The 18,309-nt window shown below is 70.4% G+C and carries 19 protein-coding genes; 2 read left to right on the top strand and 17 right to left on the bottom strand.

The genetic code is table 11. From position 1 onward, the window contains the following. Positions 1 to 205 precede the first annotated feature (205 nt). The 4 genes from DNK54_RS21550 to DNK54_RS15455 are packed head-to-tail and all read right to left on the bottom strand — an operon-like array spanning position 206 to position 2,684. Entirely contained in the window at positions 206 to 439 is a 234-nt protein-coding gene (locus tag DNK54_RS21550; protein ID WP_110207873.1) for a helix-turn-helix domain-containing protein, read from the bottom strand. Continuing rightward, a complete protein-coding gene (locus DNK54_RS21545; protein WP_110207872.1) occupies positions 436 to 1,257 on the bottom strand; it encodes a hypothetical protein in 822 nt (273 codons plus the stop codon). Before DNK54_RS21545 ends, DNK54_RS21550 begins: the two co-directional genes overlap by 4 nt. Positions 1,258 to 1,305: 48 nt before the next feature. Next, positions 1,306 to 2,424 (bottom strand): L-cysteine desulfhydrase Cds1, encoded by a 1,119-nt coding sequence (gene cds1, locus DNK54_RS15460; RefSeq protein ID WP_110207871.1) that lies wholly within the window; start codon positions 2,422 to 2,424, stop codon positions 1,306 to 1,308. Beyond that, positions 2,424 to 2,684, bottom strand: a complete 261-nt coding sequence (locus tag DNK54_RS15455) for a DUF4229 domain-containing protein (protein ID WP_110207870.1) — start codon at positions 2,682 to 2,684, stop codon at positions 2,424 to 2,426. The genes cds1 and DNK54_RS15455 overlap by 1 nt, the downstream gene beginning before the upstream one ends. A gap of 84 nt (positions 2,685 to 2,768) precedes the next feature. Between DNK54_RS15455 and DNK54_RS15450 the strand changes: the two genes are divergently transcribed. Then, entirely contained in the window at positions 2,769 to 3,002 is a 234-nt protein-coding gene (locus DNK54_RS15450; RefSeq protein ID WP_110207916.1) for a hypothetical protein, read from the top strand. A gap of 18 nt (positions 3,003 to 3,020) precedes the next feature. Here DNK54_RS15450 and DNK54_RS15445 read toward each other — a convergent pair whose 3' ends face one another. The 8 genes from DNK54_RS15445 to hemL all read right to left on the bottom strand — a co-directional run bounded on the left by DNK54_RS15445 (position 3,021) and on the right by hemL (position 10,591). Beyond that, complete coding sequence (locus DNK54_RS15445) at positions 3,021 to 3,524, bottom strand: DUF3592 domain-containing protein (protein WP_110207869.1); 504 nt, start codon at positions 3,522 to 3,524, stop codon at positions 3,021 to 3,023. 125 nt (positions 3,525 to 3,649) lie between these two features. Next, the gene (locus tag DNK54_RS15440) at positions 3,650 to 4,543 is read right to left on the bottom strand and encodes an LLM class flavin-dependent oxidoreductase (RefSeq protein WP_204164623.1); all 894 of its coding nucleotides are present in this window, start codon (positions 4,541 to 4,543) and stop codon (positions 3,650 to 3,652) included. 140 nt (positions 4,544 to 4,683) lie between these two features. Next, the gene (gene ccsB, locus DNK54_RS15435) at positions 4,684 to 5,700 is read right to left on the bottom strand and encodes a c-type cytochrome biogenesis protein CcsB (RefSeq protein WP_110207868.1); all 1,017 of its coding nucleotides are present in this window, start codon (positions 5,698 to 5,700) and stop codon (positions 4,684 to 4,686) included. After that, positions 5,697 to 7,271: a cytochrome c biogenesis protein ResB gene (gene resB, locus DNK54_RS15430; RefSeq protein WP_110207867.1), complete on the bottom strand. Its 1,575-nt coding sequence runs from the start codon at positions 7,269 to 7,271 to the stop codon at positions 5,697 to 5,699. The genes ccsB and resB overlap by 4 nt, the downstream gene beginning before the upstream one ends. Then, positions 7,271 to 8,026 carry a cytochrome c biogenesis CcdA family protein gene (locus DNK54_RS15425; protein WP_110207866.1) on the bottom strand — a complete coding sequence of 252 codons (756 nt, stop codon included), beginning with the start codon at positions 8,024 to 8,026 and terminating at the stop codon, positions 7,271 to 7,273. The genes resB and DNK54_RS15425 overlap by 1 nt, the downstream gene beginning before the upstream one ends. Next, positions 8,019 to 8,636, bottom strand: coding sequence for a TlpA disulfide reductase family protein (locus tag DNK54_RS15420; protein ID WP_110207865.1), 618 nt, complete (start codon positions 8,634 to 8,636; stop codon positions 8,019 to 8,021). Before DNK54_RS15420 ends, DNK54_RS15425 begins: the two co-directional genes overlap by 8 nt. A 1-nt stretch (position 8,637) precedes the next feature. Further along, the gene (locus DNK54_RS15415) at positions 8,638 to 9,312 is read right to left on the bottom strand and encodes a histidine phosphatase family protein (protein ID WP_110207864.1); all 675 of its coding nucleotides are present in this window, start codon (positions 9,310 to 9,312) and stop codon (positions 8,638 to 8,640) included. A gap of 10 nt (positions 9,313 to 9,322) precedes the next feature. After that, positions 9,323 to 10,591, bottom strand: coding sequence for a glutamate-1-semialdehyde 2,1-aminomutase (hemL, locus tag DNK54_RS15410; protein WP_239460126.1), 1,269 nt, complete (start codon positions 10,589 to 10,591; stop codon positions 9,323 to 9,325). Between the two features lie 341 nt (positions 10,592 to 10,932). On the opposite strand from hemL, the gene DNK54_RS15405 reads away from it, so the two are divergent. Continuing rightward, positions 10,933 to 12,165 (top strand): lytic transglycosylase domain-containing protein, encoded by a 1,233-nt coding sequence (locus DNK54_RS15405; protein WP_110207862.1) that lies wholly within the window; start codon positions 10,933 to 10,935, stop codon positions 12,163 to 12,165. Between the two features lie 166 nt (positions 12,166 to 12,331). Here the strand turns inward: DNK54_RS15405 and hemB are convergent, their stop codons facing one another. From hemB to DNK54_RS15380, 5 genes are all read right to left on the bottom strand, one after another. Next, positions 12,332 to 13,309 carry a porphobilinogen synthase gene (hemB, locus tag DNK54_RS15400; RefSeq protein ID WP_110207861.1) on the bottom strand — a complete coding sequence of 326 codons (978 nt, stop codon included), beginning with the start codon at positions 13,307 to 13,309 and terminating at the stop codon, positions 12,332 to 12,334. Between the two features lie 157 nt (positions 13,310 to 13,466). Then, positions 13,467 to 15,140, bottom strand: coding sequence for a bifunctional uroporphyrinogen-III C-methyltransferase/uroporphyrinogen-III synthase (locus DNK54_RS15395; RefSeq protein ID WP_110207860.1), 1,674 nt, complete (start codon positions 15,138 to 15,140; stop codon positions 13,467 to 13,469). Beyond that, complete coding sequence (hemC, locus tag DNK54_RS15390) at positions 15,140 to 16,078, bottom strand: hydroxymethylbilane synthase (protein WP_110207859.1); 939 nt, start codon at positions 16,076 to 16,078, stop codon at positions 15,140 to 15,142. Before hemC ends, DNK54_RS15395 begins: the two co-directional genes overlap by 1 nt. Further along, positions 16,075 to 17,364, bottom strand: coding sequence for a glutamyl-tRNA reductase (locus DNK54_RS15385; RefSeq protein ID WP_110207858.1), 1,290 nt, complete (start codon positions 17,362 to 17,364; stop codon positions 16,075 to 16,077). The genes hemC and DNK54_RS15385 overlap by 4 nt, the downstream gene beginning before the upstream one ends. Beyond that, positions 17,361 to 18,050 carry a redox-sensing transcriptional repressor Rex gene (locus tag DNK54_RS15380; protein ID WP_110207914.1) on the bottom strand — a complete coding sequence of 230 codons (690 nt, stop codon included), beginning with the start codon at positions 18,048 to 18,050 and terminating at the stop codon, positions 17,361 to 17,363. Before DNK54_RS15380 ends, DNK54_RS15385 begins: the two co-directional genes overlap by 4 nt. Positions 18,051 to 18,309 lie beyond the last annotated feature (259 nt).

Genomic DNA, 18,309 nt, shown 5'->3' with positions numbered 1-18,309 from the left:
CCTCCTACGACTGTGGACAGGCCGAGCAGGCGCCTCCTGCTCGGTAACCCACGAACATGCGTGGCGAGGCCCCGGCCCGCAACCCCCTCACCCCGAGGCGGTCACGTCATACCGTCTGACCTGCTCGCCCCCTCGATCGTCCCTAACAGATTCGTGGTCACCGGTCCGTTTTGTCCACGAATTTGTTAGGGACGATCCCCCTATTTCAGGGGCGCGGTACGACGACGAGCAGGTCGCCCACCTCGCAGTCGAGGGCCTCGCAGATCGCCACCAGGGTGGAGTAGCGGATGGCACGGGCCCGGTCGTTCTTGAGGACCGACAGGTTCACCACGCTGACCCCGACGCGGGTGCTCAGCTCGGTCAGCGTCATGTCGCGCTCGGCCAGCAGTTCGTCGAGGCGGCAGTGGATGCCGGTGCTGTCGGCTTCGGCGGGGCTCACACCAGACCGTCCGTCTCCCGCTGCAGGGCGGTGCCACTGCGCAGCAGCACCGCTGCCACGCCGAGCACCAGCGCGACGGCCAGCGGCCACAGGTCGAAGTGCAGGGACCACACCGACGTTGGCAGGTACCGATCGGGAGAGACGTCCGCGCAGCCCTTGCCGCGGCAGGACCAGGACGCGGAGCTCCATGCCAGGGCCACCTCGGCCGCACGGTTGGCGCCGATCCCGGTGAGCAGCTGGCCCAGCATCGATCCAGCGGCCACCATGCCCGCAGCGAGGCCGCAGGAGCGGGTCAGGACGGGGGCGAACGGCGTACCGCGACCGATGTTGCGGCAGGCCAGGGCGATCACCACGACCACGGCAACGATGGTGAGCCCCGAGACCGCCTCCCCGGCGGCCAGCAGCACACGTGTCGAGGTCTCCACACCCGCGACCTCCAGAGTGGCGCTCGTCATCGAGCCCTGCACCAGGTTGCCCGGCCCAGGCCCGTCGTCGACCTCCATCCCCGCCGGGAGCTCCGGCCAGTACTCCTCGATCTGCGCATCGACGGTGACGGTGTCGCCGCCGAGCACCCCGAGCACCCCGAGCAGGGTGCCGAGCACCACCACCCCGCCGTAGATCAGGCAGACCCACCAGGTCGTCCGCACCACGCCACTCGCCTTGCCGGTCGCACCGCCCGCGATGCCGCCCGCCACGCCATCTGTCGCGCCGTTCGATGTGCCGTGCGGTGCACGCGCCGCCCGGCGCGCTGCCAGACCGAGCGCCAGCACCGCGATAACTGCAAGTGCCAGCAGCTCGACGGATCCGATTCCACCCATGCAACAACGATAATCGTTGTTATCGAATTTCGATACTGTCTCGCGAGATCAGGCCAGTACGCCGGAGGCCAAGAACCGATCCAACATCGCCAGATAGGGGCTCGGGTCGAGGCCTTGCGCAGCGAGCCAGGCCTCGTCGTAGTAGGTGTGCGCATAGCGCTCGCCGCCATCGCAGATCAACGTGACGACCGATCCCGTCTCGCCGCGGCCACGCATCTCGGCGATCTGGTGCAGGGCGCCCCAGAGGGCCGTACCGGTCGAGCCCCCGACGGAGCGTCCGGTGAGCCGGGAGCACCAGTGCGCAGCCGCGACCGACGCGGCATCCGGCACCTGCAGCATCTGGTCGACCACTCCGGGCAGGAAGGACGGTTCCACCCGCGGGCGACCGATCCCCTCGATCCGCGACGCGGCGCCACGGACGGAAGAGTCGCCGGAGACCCAGCCCGGGAAGAAGGCAGAGCCTTCGGGGTCGACCACGCAGACGCGCGTGTCGAGGCGCCGGTAGCGCACGTAGCGCCCGATGGTCGCCGACGTGCCTCCGGTGCCAGCGCCGACGACGACCCAGGACGGCACGGGGTGCGGCTCGCGCGCGAGCTGCTCGAAGATCGACTCGGCGATGTTGTTGTTGCCGCGCCAGTCGGTCGCCCGCTCGGCGTAGGTGAACTGGTCGAGATAGTGGCCGCCGGTCTGGGCAGCGAGTCGGCGCGACTCGTCATAGATCGCCGACGGCTCATCGACGAGGTGGCAACGCCCGCCGTGGAACTCGATGAGCGCGATCTTCTCGGGCGAGGTGCCCCGCGGCATCACCGCGACGAAGGGCAGGCCGAGAAGGCGGGCGAAGTAGGCCTCGGAGACGGCCGTCGAGCCCGACGACGCCTCGATGACCGTGGTGCCCTCGTGGATCCAGCCGTTGCAGAGTGCGTAGAGGAAGAGCGAGCGGGCCAGCCGGTGCTTGAGGGATCCGGTCGGGTGGACGCTCTCATCCTTGAGATAGAGGTCGATCCCCCACTCCGGAGGCAGCGGGAAGACGTGCAGATGGGTGTCGGCGGACCGGTTCGCGTCGGCCTCGACCTTGGCGATCGCCGCGTGGACCCAAGCCCGGTCCGCATCGTCGCCGCGACTCGCTCGCACACAGGTGCCGTCGCGCTCCGGGACCGGGAGGGACATCAGTCGGTGTCCTCCTTGGCCTTGTGGGCCTCCATCTTCTCGGAGATCCGCGATGCCCGCTCCTCCACACGGGCCGCGAACTGCTCGCGCTGCCGGTTGAGCAGCACCAGCGACGCGACCCCGGAGATCAGGAAGGCGACGACGACCGCCCAGAGCATGGGCACCTCGTCGCCAACGAGACTCCAGATACCGACGACGATGGCCAGGGCTCCGGCGAACAGGCCGATGCGCAGCAGGGTGTAGACAACGAACTCCTTCACCCGACCAACTGTAGAGCCGCCCCCGTGGGCAGCGCGCGTGTGGGCGCGCTGCGCCCCTACCCACCCGCGGACTATCCTGGGCACGTGGGGAAGTTCCTGCTCCTGCTGCTGGTCATCGGCGTGGTGACCTATCTCATCGTGCGTACGATCGAGACCCGCGGCCACCCGTTCCGCCGTACGCCGGGCGGTGGCTTCTCGCGCCTTCCGCGTCCTCCCCGCCGCCCCAGTCGTCCGCTGGCTCCTGACGACGACGTCGAGTTCCTCCGCGACCTCAACCGGCGACGACCGCGGCGTGCGGACCCCGACCAACCTGAGTGAGCCGGCCGACCGGTCAGGTCAGCCGGCTGCGACCGCCCCGGACCTGCGCTGGCGCCACCCGCTGACCCGCATCACGATCCCGAGCAGCGACCCAAGACCGAAGACCACGCCTGCTCCGCCGAGGATCCAGGTCGATCGGTCCCAGGACCTCGCCTCCTCGTAGGGGCGGTCGCTGTCCAACATCGCGTTGTACGGCGCACCCTCCTCGTAGAGGACGGTCACTTCGTCGCCGACCTCGAGGCGATCGCAGTCGGAGCGCTCGACGAGCACGTGCTTCTCCCCCGCCACCCGATAGGTGATCTCGGGGCAGGTGACGGTGTAGGTGGCGTTCCGCCTGCTGCGGCGGCCGCCGGTGCGCTGGGTGCGCTCGACCTCCTCGACGGCGGTGACCGTGCCGGCGGCGCGCACCCCGGACTCCCTCAGGTCGTCGAGACGCTCCGCGCGGCTGTCACCGGACCAGCCGGTCCCGAAGGCGACGTAGAGGAGCACTCCGGAGAAGATCAGACCGAGAAGACTGCGCACCGAGGAAGTCTCTCAGCACGTGTCGGAGCAGGTTCGGCGACCGCGAGCGAGGCGTCCGCTGCGCGCTGGGGCAACGCGCGGCAGGCCATGGCCTTCTTCCACACGCACACCGGCCGCCGGCGCCTTCAGCGCAGCACCTCCGCGACGAGCTCCACCTGCCGAGGGTCGGCTGAGGTCGGCACCAGCTGCACCTCGTCGGTGCCGAGCTCGGCGATCCTGTCGAGCACCTCGCGGAGCTCCTCGACGGGGCCGGCGAACCCGGCGACCGGCACCAGTCCGTCGACGAGCTCGGTCGGCATCCAGTTCATGTAGCGCCGCAGGTGCTCGCCGACCTGGCGACGCGGATCAGCGCCAGAGACGGTCTCCGTCAGGGCGAACCAGAAGGACGTGGTCAGTCGCGGAGCGGGCCGCGCCGCCTCCGCCCAGGCGCTGCGGGCACGGTCGAAGAGTGCGGACATCTGCGCGAGATCCAGGTCGAGGCTCATCCCGGCCAGGCCGTCGGCCCAGGCAGCAGCCGCCCGCACCGTCTTCGGGCCGAGGGTGCCGATCAGCAGCTCGGGACCGCCGGGCTGCACCGGGGGCGGGCCGACGGGGAGCCGGCCTCCGGTGACGTCCTCGCCGGCCCAGACCCGCCGCATCACCCCGATGCGCTCGGCCATCTCGCCGATCGTGCGCGTGGCGGGGTCGGCGCCGACCGCGCGGTAGTCCTCGGTGCGCCCGCCGACGCCGAAGCCGACGGTCAGCCGGCCGTCACAGAGGAGGTCACCTGTAGCAAGCGCCTTCGCGAGATGCACAGGGTCGTGCAGCTGGGGCACCACGACCGTGGTGACGACCCGGACCCGCCGGGTCCAGGCGCCGACCGCACCGAGCAAGGTGAGGGTCTCAGGATTGTCGAAGCAGATCCGCTCGCCGAAGCAGACCGACGACCAGGGGCCTTCGTCGATGGAGCGGGTCCACCGCTCCAGCACTGCCCTGTCGAGGGCGGGTTCCATCACCGGCAGAGTCATCCCGACGCGCATGTGCGCCACTCTCCCAGACGCTCCCGACACGCGGCGCCGCCACTTCCGTCGGCCGGAACCGCACCCGCCCTTCCGACGTACCGACCGCTTGGGCCTTGGAGGCGAAGACCTGCCAGAGCCATCGCTACTCGCCAGGAGGGTCAGCCGAGCGGGGCCGCGCCCACCCCGATGCCTGCGTCGACCTGCACCACCGCCGCGGGCGCCTCAGCGTAGGAGTGCTGCGAGGAGCCGCCGAAGAAGTAGTTGATGCCGATGAAGTTGAAGAGCAGCGTGGCGAGCCCGACCAGGGCCAGGATCGCGGCGTTGCGGCCCTTCCAGCCGGCGGTGGCGCGCGCGTGGAGGTAGGCGGCGTACACCACCCAGGTGATGAAGGCCCACACCTCCTTGGCATCCCAGCCCCAGTAGCGCGACCAGGCGTAGTGCGCCCAGATCGGACCCGAGATGAGCACCGCGAACGTCCACACCGGGAAGGCGAAGGCGTGCAGGCGGTAGGAGAGCCGGTCGAGGGCGTCCGTCGAAGGGATCCGCGCCAGGATGCCGGTGCGCGGGGCGGGGCCCAACGGGGCGCCGCCGCCGGCGGTCACGAGCTCCCGCTCCTGCATCTGCTCGCGGGCCTCCGAGCGGGCCTTGACCAGGAAGAGGATCGAGACCAGCCCACCGAGGAAGAAGACGCCGCTGGCGAGGATCGCGGAGATGACGTGGATGACCAGCCAGGGCGAGCTCAGCGCCTCGGTGAGCGGCGCCACCCGCTCGTAGAGCCAGATCACCGCGATCATCATCGTCACGAAGACCAGGCCGACGACCCACGGCGAGAGCCAGGAGAGCTTGTACTTCCGGTAGAGCACCAGGTAGGCGAAGGTCACCATGAAGGTGGCGCTGAGGGTGAACTCATACATGTTGCCCCACGGCACCCGGTTCGGGTCCGCGGCGAGGCCACGGGCCACGAGAGCGACGAAGTGCGCCGCGCAGGCGATGCCGGTGAGCAGGAGGCCGAAGCGCCCGAAGGTCGCCACCTGGCCGCTCTCGGGCGTCTCGTCCGCGGGCAGCTTGCGCAGCGCCGCCCACTGGGCCGAGTGGGCGAGCAGGGCGAGGAAGTAGAGGATCCCGGCCGCGGTCACCGACTGGTTGCTCAGGGTCTCCCAAGCATCGTTGCTCATGAATCCTCCGTCCCGCGACCCTTGAGCTGGGTCACGATCTCATCGATCTCGTCGGTGGCGTCGCCACCATTGCTGCGTTCGAGGCCACCGACCTCGACCAGCGTCTCAGCATCATCCCGACGGCGTACCCGCACCCAGACCCGACGGGGCCGGATGAAGAGCGAGCCGAGCAGGCCGATCAGGGCGAGCACCACGCCGCCGAGGGCGATCCCCTTGCCGGGCGTCCGGCTGATCTGGATCCGCACCCATGGGGTGATGTCGTCGAAGGTCACACTGCCGGCGCCGTCGGGCAGCTTGACGGTGGAGTTCTTGCAGCTCGTGTTGGGGGTGCCGTTGATCTTGGCCGCGCAGAGGTCGACCCGGAAGAGGCCGCCGTCCGGCTTCTCCAACAGCTTCATGCCGCTCTTGTCGAGCACGTAGACCGACTGCGAGCCCTTGCTCCAGCCGAGGTCACCGACATACGCCTGCATGGAGATGAAGGGGTTGCGGTCGTCCCCGAAGATCGACATCGGGGTGCCGTCGATCATCAGGAAGGTCGGGAAGAGCAGCCCCTCCAAGCCGATCGGCTCCGGCTTGGCGGCCGAGGCCTTCACCACGCCGAAGGAGCGGAACGACGCCTGGTCCTCGGGCAGGAAGACCGCCGGGCCGGACGCGGCGATGTCTCCGTTGGCGTCGCGCACCGTGATGTGCGGGGCGTAGCCGTGGCCGATGAGGAAGAGGTCGGTGCCACCGATCGACAGCGGATGGTTGACGCGCAGCGCGTACTTCTTCTCCTCGGCGCCCGGCTTCTCGGTGTAGCGCAGGTGCGCGGCGAACTTCTGGGCCATCCCCTGCCGCGGCCCGCTCTCCAGCCATTCGATGTCGAACTTGTCGAACTCGAAGTGGAAGGGCTCCAGGTCGGAGGCCTGGAGCAGCGAGCCCGGCACGAAGTCGTCGTACTGCGTGATCGTGTTGGAGAAGCCGCTTCCCTGCGCCACGACGACGCCGCCCTGGTAGCCCCAGAGCGAACCGGTGGCGAAGCCGCCGAGAACGACCAGGATGGCGAGGTGGAAGAGCAGGTTGCCCGCCTCGCGCAGATGTCCCTTCTCCGCGGAGACGGTGCCGGCCTCCGCGTCCACCACCACCCGGTAGCGACGCTTGCGCAGCACCCGCTCCGCAGTGGCCAACAGCTCGTCGGCCGACTCCGTCGTCTCGTACGTCGCGTGGTGCGGCAACCGTGCCAGGTTGCGTGGCGCCGCCGGCGGCTTGGCCCGGAAGGCCCGCCAGTAGACGCGGGTGCGCGGCAGGATGCAGCCGACCAGCGAGACGACCAGGAGCAGGTAGATCGCACTGAACCAGACGGAGTCGAAGACCGAGAAGAGCTCGAGCTTCTCGTAGATCGGCGTCAGCTTGGGGTGCTCGTCCTGCCAGCGCTGCACCGCGAAGGCGTCGGTGTTGGACTGCGGGATCACGGAGCCGGGGATCGCCGCAAGCGCCAGCAGCAGGAGCAGCACCAAGGCGGTGCGCATGGAGGTCAGCTGCCGCCACGCCCAGCGGAGCAGCTCGAGGAAACCGAGTTCAGAGGCGGCCATCACACACTCACCACGAATCCACTGACCAGGTGCACCTGGACCCAGTTGACCAGCCAGGCCCACCAGCCGGTGACCAGGAGCAGGCCGACGAACACCATCATGAGACCGCCGAACCGGGTCACCCAGACCTGGTGGCGGCGGATGAACGCGAAGGCGCCGAGCGCCCGCCGGTAGGCGAGGCTGGCGAGGATGAAGGGGAGGCCGAGCCCGATCGCGTAGGCACCGGCCAGCACCGCGCTCCGCGCCACCGTCGCCTCGTTGATGCCCAGCGTCATGATCGCCGCCAGGGTCGGGCCGACGCAGGGCGTCCAGCCCAGCCCGAAGAGGAAGCCGATCAGCGGCGCCGCGGCGAGACCGACCGCCGGCAGCTTGTGGATCCGGACGTCGCGCTGCAGGAACGGCACCAAGCCGGCGAACGCCAGGCCCAGCACGATCACGAGCAGGCCCATCCAGAACTGCAGCTGCTCGCGCTGGCGCACCATGAAGCCGAGCGAGCCGAAGTAGCCGCTCAACGCACCGAGGCAGACGAAGACGAAACCGAACCCGATCACGAAGAGGATCGAGCCGGCCAGCATCCGGCCGCGCTTGGCGTCGGCGAGGTCGGCCCCCGAGAGTCCGGTCGCGTAGGAGAGGTAGCCCGGCAGCAGCGGGATCACGCACGGGGAGAAGAAGGAGACCAGGCCGGCGAGGATCGCGATCGGCAGGGCCACCACGAGCGAGCCGGAGAGCACCGACTCGCTGAAGAAGTCAGCCATCCTCGGCGACGACCTTCTCGATCAGCGAGACCAGAGTCTGCTCGGTGGGCACGATGCCGAGCACGCTCGCGGCCACGCGTCCCTCGCGGTCGAGGACGACGGTGCTGGGGATCGTGCTGGCGCTCAAGGTGCCGTGGAACTCCAGCAGCAGTTCGCCCGTGGGGTCGTAGAACGACGGGTAGGGGACGTCGTACTGGCGCTCGTAGCTGGCGGCGTTGTCGCGGCTGGCGTCGCGCACGTTGATGCCGAGGAAGGCGACATCGTCACCCTGCGTCCGCTGGGCAGCGGCGACGACGTCCTCGGCCTCGACGTGGCACTCACCGCACCAGGCCCCCCAGACGTTGAGCACCACGACCTTGCCGCGCTGCTCGGGCAGCGACAGCTTGCTGCCGTCGACCGCCTCGCCGGTGAAGGAGATCGAGCCGTCACGGTCGGCGGGGTCGATCTCACGGACCGTGCCGCCGCCGGAGACGTAGCCCTTGCCCTCGGTCCCCTGCAGGCCGCTGCAGGCGGTGAGCAGCAGACCGGCCAGCAGCGCGACCAGCACGGCGCGGGGGGCGGGCGATGGGCGCACGAGGCCGGTACGGCGGGCGCGAAGGCGGGCGGTCATGTCAGGGCCGGTGCTCCTCGGGCGCGTTGCCTGCGGAGAAGGGTGCGGCCTTGTCGCGGGCGGGGATCAGGTGGCCGGCGGGCTCCGAGTACGAGAGCGAGGTGAGGGTGTCGCCGTCGAAGTGCAGCGAGGTCAGCGAGCAGAGGCTGCACTGCCGCTTGCGCGGGTCGTGCAGGAAGGAGCGCCGCTCGACCGCCAGCCGGGTGATCCAGATGGGCAGCTGGTGCGAGACGATCACCGCCTCGTGACCGCGGGCGACGTCCCGCGCGTCGTACACGGCGGCCAGCATGCGCGCAGCCACCTCCTTGAACGGCTCCCCCCACGAGGGGCGCAGCGGGTTCCAGAGCTTGAGCCACGACGACGGCTTGCGCAGCGCGTGATCGCCGGCGCCGAACTGCTTGCCCTCGAACCAGTTGCCGGACTCGATCACCCGGTCGTCGGTGGTCATGTCGAGACCGAAGACCCGCGCGAGCGGCGCCGCGGTCTCCTGGGCACGCTCCAACGGGGAGACGCGCAGGTGCGTGACGTCACGGTCGGCGATGGCGTCGGCGACCACCTCGGCCATCTCCCGGCCCCGGTCGGAGAGGTGGTAGCCGGGCATCCGCCCGTAGAGCACACCCTGGGGGTTGTGCACCTCGCCGTGGCGCAGCAGATGGACGGTGGTCTGATCGGGCATGCAGAGATCCTCAGGAGTGGGTGTCGAGCGTCTGGGCGGCCGCCGTCGCGGCTGCAGGAAGGGCATCGACGACGGCCTGCAGAGCCTGGTCGTCGTGAGCGGCCGAGAGGAACCACGCCTCGAACGCCGACGGCGGCAGGTGCACTCCGGCGTCGAGCATGGCGTGGAAGAAGGCGGCGTACGCCGGCAGGTGCTGCCGGTTGGCGCCCGCGAAGTCGCGCACCGGGTCGCAACCGAAGAAGACCGAGAACATCGTGCCGGCGCTCTGCACCACGTGCGGGACGCCCGCGGCAGTCAGGGCTTCGCCGACCGCCTGCTTGACGACGTCGCCGGCGCGGTTCAGGTGGTCGTAGACCTCCGGGGTCGCCAGCCGGAGGGTGGTCAGGCCGGCGGTGGTGGCGATCGGGTTCCCCGACAGCGTGCCCGCCTGGTAGACGCCGCCCTCGGGCGCTAGATGGGCCATGACGTCGGCGCGACCGCCGAAGGCAGCGGCCGGGAATCCACCGCCCATCACCTTGCCGAAGGTGACCAGGTCGGGGGTCCAGCCCTCGACCGCGCCGTCGAGGCCCCACTGGCCCTGGCGCGAGGCCCGGAAGCCGGTCATCACCTCATCGGAGAGGAAGAGGGCTCCGTGCGCCCGGCAGGTCTCGGCGAGGAAGCCGTTGAACCCCGGCTCCGGCGGCACCACGCCCATGTTGCCGGGGGCGGCCTCGGTGACGAGGCAGGCGATCCGGTCGCCATGCTCGGCAAAGGCCGCGGTCACTGCGGCCCGGTCGTTGTAGGGCAGCACCAGGGTCAACGCGGTGGCCGACTCGGGCACGCCGGGCGTGCCGGGCACGCCGAGGGTGACCAGGCCGGAGCCTGCGGAGACGAGCAGCGCGTCGACGTGACCGTGGTAGCAGCCGGCGAACTTCACCACCATGTCGCGTCCGGTGAAGCCACGGGCCAGCCGGATCGCCGACATGGTGGCCTCGGTGCCCGACGAGACGAAGCGGACCCGTTCGACCGACGTACGGGCGACGAGTTCCTCGGCCAGCTCGACCTCGGGCACCGTCGGGGTGCCGTACGACGTCCCGCGACTCACCGCCTCGGTGACGGCGGCGCGCACCTCGGGATGGTTGTGCCCGAGCAGCATCGGGCCCCACGAGCAGATCAGGTCGACGTACCGGTTGCCGTCGGCGTCGGTCAGCCAGGCGCCGTCGGCCGAGGTGATGAAGCGAGGCGTGCCACCGACGGCGTTGAACGCCCGGACGGGTGAGTTGACGCCGCCCGGAGTCACCGCGGTCGCTCGCTCGAAGAGCGCCTGCGACTGCGCGGGACGCGCCTGGGGGGACGCGTGGTCGCGCGGGGACGAGCTGGTCACCGCGCCATTGTCGCCGACCTGCCAAACGGGCGCACATCGGGCCGGGTCGGAGGCAGCGGAAAAAGTGGGCCAGATCGCGTCATGAGCGAGGCGGACAGACGTCCCACCCACGAGAGCGCCACCCGACACGCCACGTCCTGAGCGGCAATTTCGCCCAAACCCTCGTGATCCGTAACTCAGTGTGACACGATTCGTTGAGCGATGTGCCTGTGCTTGAGGGAGCGGGGCGCAATAAGACACACGCACAGGGGAGACCAATGACCACAACACGATTCGGCCGCGGCCAGAAGGCCGTCGCGCTGGTCCCGCTCGCGCTGCTGTCCACTGCCTGGACGGCCAGCCTCGTGGGCGTCGGCGGCACCGCCGTCGCGATCACCGCCGACGACGACCGGGGGGCGCTCCCCGACGGCGGCTCGGTCCCGGCGACGGCGTTCGAGGACCCGGCCAGCTACTCCCGTCCCGGCAGCATCGGCCTGGGGGTTCCGGAGTCGCAGGCAGCCTCCATCGTCAACACCTCGTCCACCAACGGCATCCCGGCGGCCGCTCTGGCCGCCTACCAGCGGGCCGCGACGGTGATCAACTCCGCCGACAAGTCGTGCAACATCGACTGGCAGCTGCTCGGCGCGATCGGTCGGGTCGAGTCCGACCACGGTCGCTTCGGCGGCAACACCCTGGGCACCGACGGCGTCTCGCGTCCGGGCATCTACGGGATCCCGCTCGACGGCAGCAACAACACCCAGAAGATCAGCGACACCGACGCCGGTCAGTTCGACAACGACCAGGTCTACGACCGTGCCGTCGGTCCGATGCAGTTCGTGCCGTCCACCTGGACCGCTGTCGGCGTCGACGCCGACGGTGACGGTGTGCGCGACCCGCAGAACATCAACGACGCCGCGCTCGCGTCGGCGGTCTACCTCTGCTCGGGCTCCGACGACCTCGGCACCGACGAGGGCCGGCGCGCCGCGGTCTTCCGTTACAACCACTCCGAGAAGTACGTCGACCTGGTGCTGCGGATCCGCGACGCCTACCTCTCCGGCGACTACTCCGCGGTGCCCAACAACACCACCTCGGCGATCAGCTTCACCCCGGACTACACGCTGGCCTCGCCCAATCTGGGCAGCCAGGTGGCGACGCGTCCGCCGAAGGCGGCCGACAACGCCAACAACGGTTCCAACCCGGGCACTCCGACGACCCCGACCGACCCGGGCACCGACGACTCGGACAACCCGACGACGCCGGGCACGCCGAACGTCCCGAGCCTGCCGACCAACCCGCTGAAGGACGTCACCAAGCCGCTGGAGGACGTCGTCAAGCCCGGCATCGAGACGGTCGAGACGATCGTCAACGAGGCGCTTGCCAAGACGATCTGCAACGAGCAGCTCACCGGCCTCAACGCGCTCCTGCGCCCGGCCTGCCAGCTGCTGATCGTCAACAAGCCCCTCTCCACCGTGACCAACCTGATCTTCAGCCTCCTCAACGGCGGCAAGTGATCCAGCGTCACCGCACCTAGCACAGCGAGAGGCCCCGGAGTTCTGCTCCGGGGCCTCTTGCTTTCTGCCCCGAGGTGATCGTCCCTAACAGATTCGTGGTCTCCGGCCCGTTCGACCACGAATCTGTTAGGGACGATCGCGCGGGTCATGCCGCGCGATGAACAGGTCAGCGGGTGAGAAGACGGGCCGCCTCGCTCGCCCAGTAGGTGAGGATCACGTCGGCACCCGCGCGGCGGATGGAGGTCAGCGTCTCAAGGATCGCGGGTTCCCGGTCGAGCCAACCGTTGGCGGCCGCTGCTTCGAGCATCGCGTACTCCCCCGAGATGTTGTAGGCGGCCACCGGGACGTCGACGACGTCGCGGACCCGCCGGATCACATCAAGATAGGCCAGCGCCGGCTTCACCATCACGATGTCGGCGCCCTCCTCGATGTCGAGCAGCACCTCCCGGACGCCTTCGAGAGCGTTGCCCGGGTCTTGCTGATAGGTACGGCGGTCGCCGAGCAGGGCCGAGTCCACCGCCTCCCGGAACGGGCCGTAGAAGGCGGAGGCGTACTTCGCGGAGTACGCCAGGATCACCACGTCCTGGTGACCGGCAGCATCGAGCGCCTGGCGGACCACCGCCACCTGCCCGTCCATCATGCCCGACGGCCCGACCACGGCGGCACCGGCGGCGGCCTGCGCGACGGCCATCTCGGCGTACACCTCGAGGGTGGCGTCGTTGTCGACGGCGCCGGAGGCGTCCAGCAGTCCGCAGTGGCCGTGCGAGGTGAACTCGTCGAGGCACAGGTCGGCCATCACGGGGAGGGCATCGCCCACTTCGGCGGCGACGTCGGCGAGCGCCACGTTGAGGATCCCCTCGGGATCCACCGCCCCGCTGCCGCGCTCGTCGCGCAGCTCGGGTACCCCGAAGAGCATGATCCCGCCCAGGCCCAGCTCAGCCGCCTCGGTGGCCGCCTGCCTCAGGCTCTCGCGGGTGTGCTGCACGACCCCGGGCATCGAGCTGATCGGCTTGGGCTCGGTGAGCCCTTCGCGCACGAAGACCGGCAGCACCAACTGGCTCGGTCGCAAGGTCGTCTCGTTGACCATCCGCCGCAGGGCCGGCGTACGGCGCAGACGGCGGGGCCGGATCACAGGCTGTTCCATACCCACCATTGTGATCGCTCACCGACGTGGGGTTCCCGGGGCCCACCTGTCGGCGAGGCCCCGGGAGTCCTACAGAACTGACCACTCGACGCGTCATACCCGCGAACTCAACACGCGATACGCGCGAACTCAACACGCGATACGCGCGAACTCGACGTCAGCGGGAGGTGGCCTTCCGGCGGGCGGAGGGCTTGCGGTCCGACGGCTTGGTGACCGGCTGCCCCGCCTCGACGAGCGCGGCACGGCGGGCAGCGCCGAAGTCCGCGAGCGCCTCGACCAGGTCCTCGACCGACGGCGCCGACGCCATCACGTCGACCCGCAGGCCGTGCTCCTCGGCGGTCTTGGCCGTGGCCGGGCCGATGGCGGCGATCACGGTGGTGGCGTGCGGCTTGCCCGCGATGCCGACCAGGTTGCGCACCGTCGAGGAGGAGGTGAAGACGACGGCGTCGAACTTGCCGGTCTTGATCGCGTCGCGCGTCGGCGCCGGCGGCGGCGTCGCCCGCACGGTGCGGTAGGCAGTGACGTCGTCACACTCCCAGCCGAGGTCGATCAGACCCGCGACCAGGTTCTCGGTGGCGATGTCGGCGCGCGGCAGGAAGACCCGGTTGATCGGGTCCAGCACCTCGTCGTACGGCGGCCACTCGGCCAGGAGCCCGGCAGCCGACTGCTCGCCGGTGGGCACCAGGTCCGCCCGGAGTCCCCAGTCGGCGATAGCGGCGGCGGTCTTGTCGCCGACCGCTGCGATCTTGAGGCCAGAGAAGGCACGCGCGTCCAGGCCGTACTCCTCGAACTTCTCGCGCACCGCCTTCACCGCGTTGACCGAGGTGAAGGCGATCCACTCGTAGCGGCCCTCCACCAGGCCGCGGACGGCCTTGTCCATCTGCTGCGGGTTCCGGGGCGGCTCGACAGAGATCGTCGGCACCTCCTCGGGCACCGCACCGTAGGCGCGCAGGCCGTTGGTCAGGGACGCAGCCTGCTCCTTGGTGCGCGGCACCAGCACCCGCCAGCCGAAGAGCGGCTTGGTCTCGAACCACGACAGCGTCTCGCGCAGGTTGACGACGTCACCGACGACGGTGATCGCCGGCGGCGACATCCGCGCGGCGCGCGCGTCGGCACCGATCCGCTCCAGCGTCGAGGTGATGGTGCGCTGGTTGGTGGTGGTGCCCGTCTGCGTCATCGCCACCGGGGTGTCTGCCGGGCGCCCCGCCTCGATCAGCGCAGCCGCGACGTCGCCGATCGATCCGACCGCGGAGAGCAGCACCAGCGTCCGGTTGTCGGCGTACTGCTGCCAGTCCACCTTGTCGCCGCAGGTCACCACGGCGACCTCACGGTTGTTCTTGGTGGTCAGCGGCACCCCGGCGTACGCCGGCACGGCGGTCGCCGAGGAGACGCCCGGGACGATCTCGAACGGCAGCCCCGCCTTCGCGCACGCCTGGGCCTCCTCCGGGCCGGAGGCGTAGAGGAACGGGTCGCCGTTCATCAGCCGCACCACGCGGAGGCCGCGCTTGGCCTGCTTGACCACGACCTTGGCGCGAGCGGCGTGGGTCAGCGGCTGGCCGTCCTCACCGAAGCCTCCGTCGATGAACTCGGGGCCGCCGACCTCCGGCGTCGCCTCGGCGTCCTCGGAAGCCACCGGCTCAGGAAGTCCGAGCAGGCCGCGGACCAGCGCCTCGTGCTCGGGAAGCTCGGTCACCACCACGTCAGCCTCACGCAGCAGGGCCGCCGCGCGCACGGTGAGCAGGTCCGGGTCGCCGGGGCCACTGCCGACGAAAGCCACCGAGCCCTTGGCCCGGGTGCTGTCCGCGGTGGTCTTGGAAGTGCGTCCAGTCATCAGTGCTGCCTTTTCCCTGGTGAATCGATCAGTTCTGCCGCGCCCTCGTGAAGCATTCCGGTCCCGAGCCGGGTGCCTATCTCCGCAGCATCGGCGATGGGGCCCGTCGCCGATCTGCGCATGTCCACGGATCCGTCCTCGGCGAGCACCACGGCTCGCAGCCAGATCTCGAGGCCGCCGTCGGCGTCCTCAGCCACTTCGGCCAGGGCGCCGACCGGAGCCGAGCACCCTGCCTCAAGGGTGCGGAGCACGGCCCGTTCCGCAGTCACCGCCGCCCGGGTGATCGCGTCGTCGAGATGGCTCTGCAACGCCTCGGTGAGCTCCTCGTCGTCGCTGCGACACTCGACCGCAAGCGCACCCTGCCCAGGGGCGGGCAGCATCTGGATCGGGTCCAGCGTCTCGGTGACGAGACCGAGCTTGTCGGTGCGCGCCAGACCGGCGCGGGCGAGCACCACCGCATCGGCCTCGCCGGAGGTGACCTTGCCGAGGCGGGTGTCGATGTTGCCGCGCAGGCCGACGACCTCGAGCCCGAGCCCCAGCGCCCGCAGTTGGGCCGCGCGCCGCAACGAGCCGGTCGCCACCACACTGCCGGTCGGCAGCTCGCCCAGGGTCAGGCCGTCGCGGGCGACCAGCACGTCACGCGGGTCCTGCCGCGGCGGCACGGCGGCCAGCACGATGCCGTCGGCCGGCTCGGTCGGGATGTCCTTGAGGGAATGCACGGCGAGGTCGACCCGGCCGTCGAGCAGGGCGTCGCGAAGCGCGGAGACGAAGACGCCGGTGCCGCCCAGCTGCGCGAGCGGACCGCGGTTGACGTCGCCCTCGGTCGTGATCTCCACCAGCTCGACCTCGACGCCCATCCGGGCACGGATGTCGTCGGCGACGTGCCCGGCCTGCGTGGTGGCGAGCAGGGAGGCACGAGTGCCCAGGCGCAGAGTCATGAACGACCTCCAGGTCGGGTCACCGCATCGACGGCGTCGGGATCCAGGGCGAAGAGCTCGGCGAGCGCAGCGGCGTAGGAGACGGCGCCGCCCTCGCCGGCCAGCTCCTTGACCCGGGTAGTGGGCTGGTGCAGCAGCTTGTCGGCGACCCGGCGGATGGCCTGCTCGACCTCGCCGCGCTGCTGCTCATCCAGCTCGGGGAGCCGGTTCAGCACCCGCTCCAGCTCGGCATCGACGACGGTGGTGGCCATGCTGCGCAGCGCGACGACGGTCGGGGTGACGCTCGCCTGCCGACGCGCGGCCAGGAACGCCTCGACCTCTTCTCGCACGATGGCCCGAGCGCCGGCGACGTCCTTGGCCGGGCCAGTGTCGGCCAGCTCCTCGGAGAGCCGGCGCAGGTTCTCCAGCCGCACTCCCGGCAGCTCTCCGACAGCGTCCTCGACATCACGCGGCAGCGCCAGGTCGATCACCGTCAACGGCTGCACGGCACCCGACCGCGCGGCGGCGACCTCGGCGGCCGTGAGCACGGTCCCGGTCGCGCCGGTGCACGAGACCACCACGTCGGCGTCGGCCAGTGCCGCACCGAGCTCGTCGAGCGGGCGTACGGCGGCGGCGTACTCGCTGGCGAGGCGCTCGGCGCTCCCCTGCGACCGGTTCACGACCGTCAGCGAGGCGACCTCGCGGCGGGCGAGCGTGGCGACGGCCACGGAGGCCATCGCGCCGGCTCCGATGACCAGCGCGCGACGGCCGGCCACGTCACCGGTGAGATCGAGCGCCGCGCCGACGAGCGTGGGTGCGGCCCGGTCGATGTCCGTCTCCGCATGGGAGCGCTTGCCGACCCGCAAGGCCTGCTGGAAGAGCAGGTTGAGCGCCGTGCCGACGCTGCCGTGCTCCTGACCGAGCCGAAGCGCCTCGCGGGCCTGGCCGAGGATCTGCCCCTCACCGATCACCATTGAGTCGAGGCCCGCGGCGACGTGGAAGAGGTGTGCGACCGCTGCGTCCCCGTAGTGCACGTAGAGGCTGCCCAGCAGTGCGGGGTCGACCGGGTCGTCAGGTCCGAGGTCGCAGACCAGGCGCGAGAGGGTCTCGACCGTGCCGTGGAAGCGCTCCACCTCGGCGTAGACCTCGAGCCGGTTGCAGGTCGAGAGCACGGTTGCCTCGACGACGTGCTCAGTGCCGATGGTCGCGGCCACCAGCTTGTCGACTCCGGAGGCGTCCAGGGTGACCTGCTCCAGCACGTCGACGCTGGCGGTGCGGTGCGAGATCCCGACGACGAGGACGCTCATGACGCCTCCCCCGCGAGTCGCGACGCAGCGTCGTCGGCGGGCTGGGGCCCCTTGCGCTGCTCGTGGTAGGCCAGGATCTGCAGCTCGATCGAGAGGTCGACCTTGCGTACGTCGACACCTGCAGGAACCGAGAGCACGCTGGGGGCGAAGTTCAAGATGCTGGTGACGCCGGCCGCCACCATCCGGTCTGCGACGTCCTGCGCTGCGAGCGCAGGCGTGGCGATCACCCCGATGGCGACGCCACTGTCGCGCACCACCGTCTCCAGGTCGTCGAAGGGACGCACCGGCAGGCCGGCAACCTGACGCCCGTGCAGCGCCGGGTCGGCGTCGAGCAGGGCGACGACCCGGAACCCGCGGGTGCGGAAGCCGGAGTAGTTGGCGAGGGCATGGCCCAGGTTTCCGATCCCCACGATGATCACGGCCCAGTCCTGGGTGACGCCGATCTCGCGGGCGATCTGGTACCGGAGGTAGTCGACGTCGTACCCGACGCCTCGGGTGCCGTAGGAGCCGAGGTAGGAGAGGTCCTTGCGCAGCTTGGCGCTGTTGACGCCGGCGGCGACCGCGAGCTCCTCGCTGGAGCAGGTGACCGTGCCGTGCTCGAGCATCGCGTGCAGCGCCCGCAGGTAGACCGGCAGGCGGGCCACGGTGGCCTCCGGGATCTCGCGTCCCGCGACACGGGCCGTCACGTCCCCGACGGGGGTGGACTCGATGGGTCCGCCTTCGGCCGATGTGGGTGCGTTCACGCTCTTCTCGTCTCCGGACACGCCACGGCGGTGCCCAAATCACCGGCGCCGGAGTGCGCGGCGAGTCCTCCGTGACGCGCTCACTGTAGGAGTTTGTGAACGTGAGAACAAAATGAGCGAGCCCTCCGCCTAGCACACGTGACTTGGCTCACCTTTCCCGGGGGTGCCGCTTCACCGCTCCCGGCATTCGCCCGCCCACCAA

It is taken from the genome of Nocardioides daejeonensis, from assembly GCF_003194585.1.
Lineage (GTDB): Bacteria > Actinomycetota > Actinomycetes > Propionibacteriales > Nocardioidaceae > Nocardioides > Nocardioides daejeonensis.
The sequence above is the reverse complement of the archived record's forward strand: the minus strand, read 5'-3'. Positions and strand labels throughout refer to the sequence as shown.

Excerpts from the sequence above, each read along its gene's own strand:
- DNK54_RS21545 (WP_110207872.1), bottom strand. The coding sequence starts at position 1,257 with ATGGGTGGAATCGGATCCGTCGAGCTGCTGGCACTTGCAGTTATCGCG.
- cds1 (WP_110207871.1), bottom strand. The coding sequence starts at position 2,424 with ATGTCCCTCCCGGTCCCGGAGCGCGACGGCACCTGTGTGCGAGCGAGT.
- DNK54_RS15440 (WP_204164623.1), bottom strand. The coding sequence starts at position 4,543 with ATGCGCGTCGGGATGACTCTGCCGGTGATGGAACCCGCCCTCGACAGG.
- ccsB (WP_110207868.1), bottom strand. The coding sequence starts at position 5,700 with ATGAGCAACGATGCTTGGGAGACCCTGAGCAACCAGTCGGTGACCGCG.
- resB (WP_110207867.1), bottom strand. The coding sequence starts at position 7,271 with ATGGCCGCCTCTGAACTCGGTTTCCTCGAGCTGCTCCGCTGGGCGTGG.
- DNK54_RS15425 (WP_110207866.1), bottom strand. The coding sequence starts at position 8,026 with ATGGCTGACTTCTTCAGCGAGTCGGTGCTCTCCGGCTCGCTCGTGGTG.
- DNK54_RS15420 (WP_110207865.1), bottom strand. The coding sequence starts at position 8,636 with ATGACCGCCCGCCTTCGCGCCCGCCGTACCGGCCTCGTGCGCCCATCG.
- DNK54_RS15415 (WP_110207864.1), bottom strand. The coding sequence starts at position 9,312 with ATGCCCGATCAGACCACCGTCCATCTGCTGCGCCACGGCGAGGTGCAC.
- DNK54_RS15405 (WP_110207862.1), top strand. The coding sequence starts at position 10,933 with ATGACCACAACACGATTCGGCCGCGGCCAGAAGGCCGTCGCGCTGGTC.
- hemB (WP_110207861.1), bottom strand. The coding sequence starts at position 13,309 with ATGGAACAGCCTGTGATCCGGCCCCGCCGTCTGCGCCGTACGCCGGCC.
- DNK54_RS15395 (WP_110207860.1), bottom strand. The coding sequence starts at position 15,140 with ATGACTGGACGCACTTCCAAGACCACCGCGGACAGCACCCGGGCCAAG.
- hemC (WP_110207859.1), bottom strand. The coding sequence starts at position 16,078 with ATGACTCTGCGCCTGGGCACTCGTGCCTCCCTGCTCGCCACCACGCAG.
- DNK54_RS15385 (WP_110207858.1), bottom strand. The coding sequence starts at position 17,364 with ATGAGCGTCCTCGTCGTCGGGATCTCGCACCGCACCGCCAGCGTCGAC.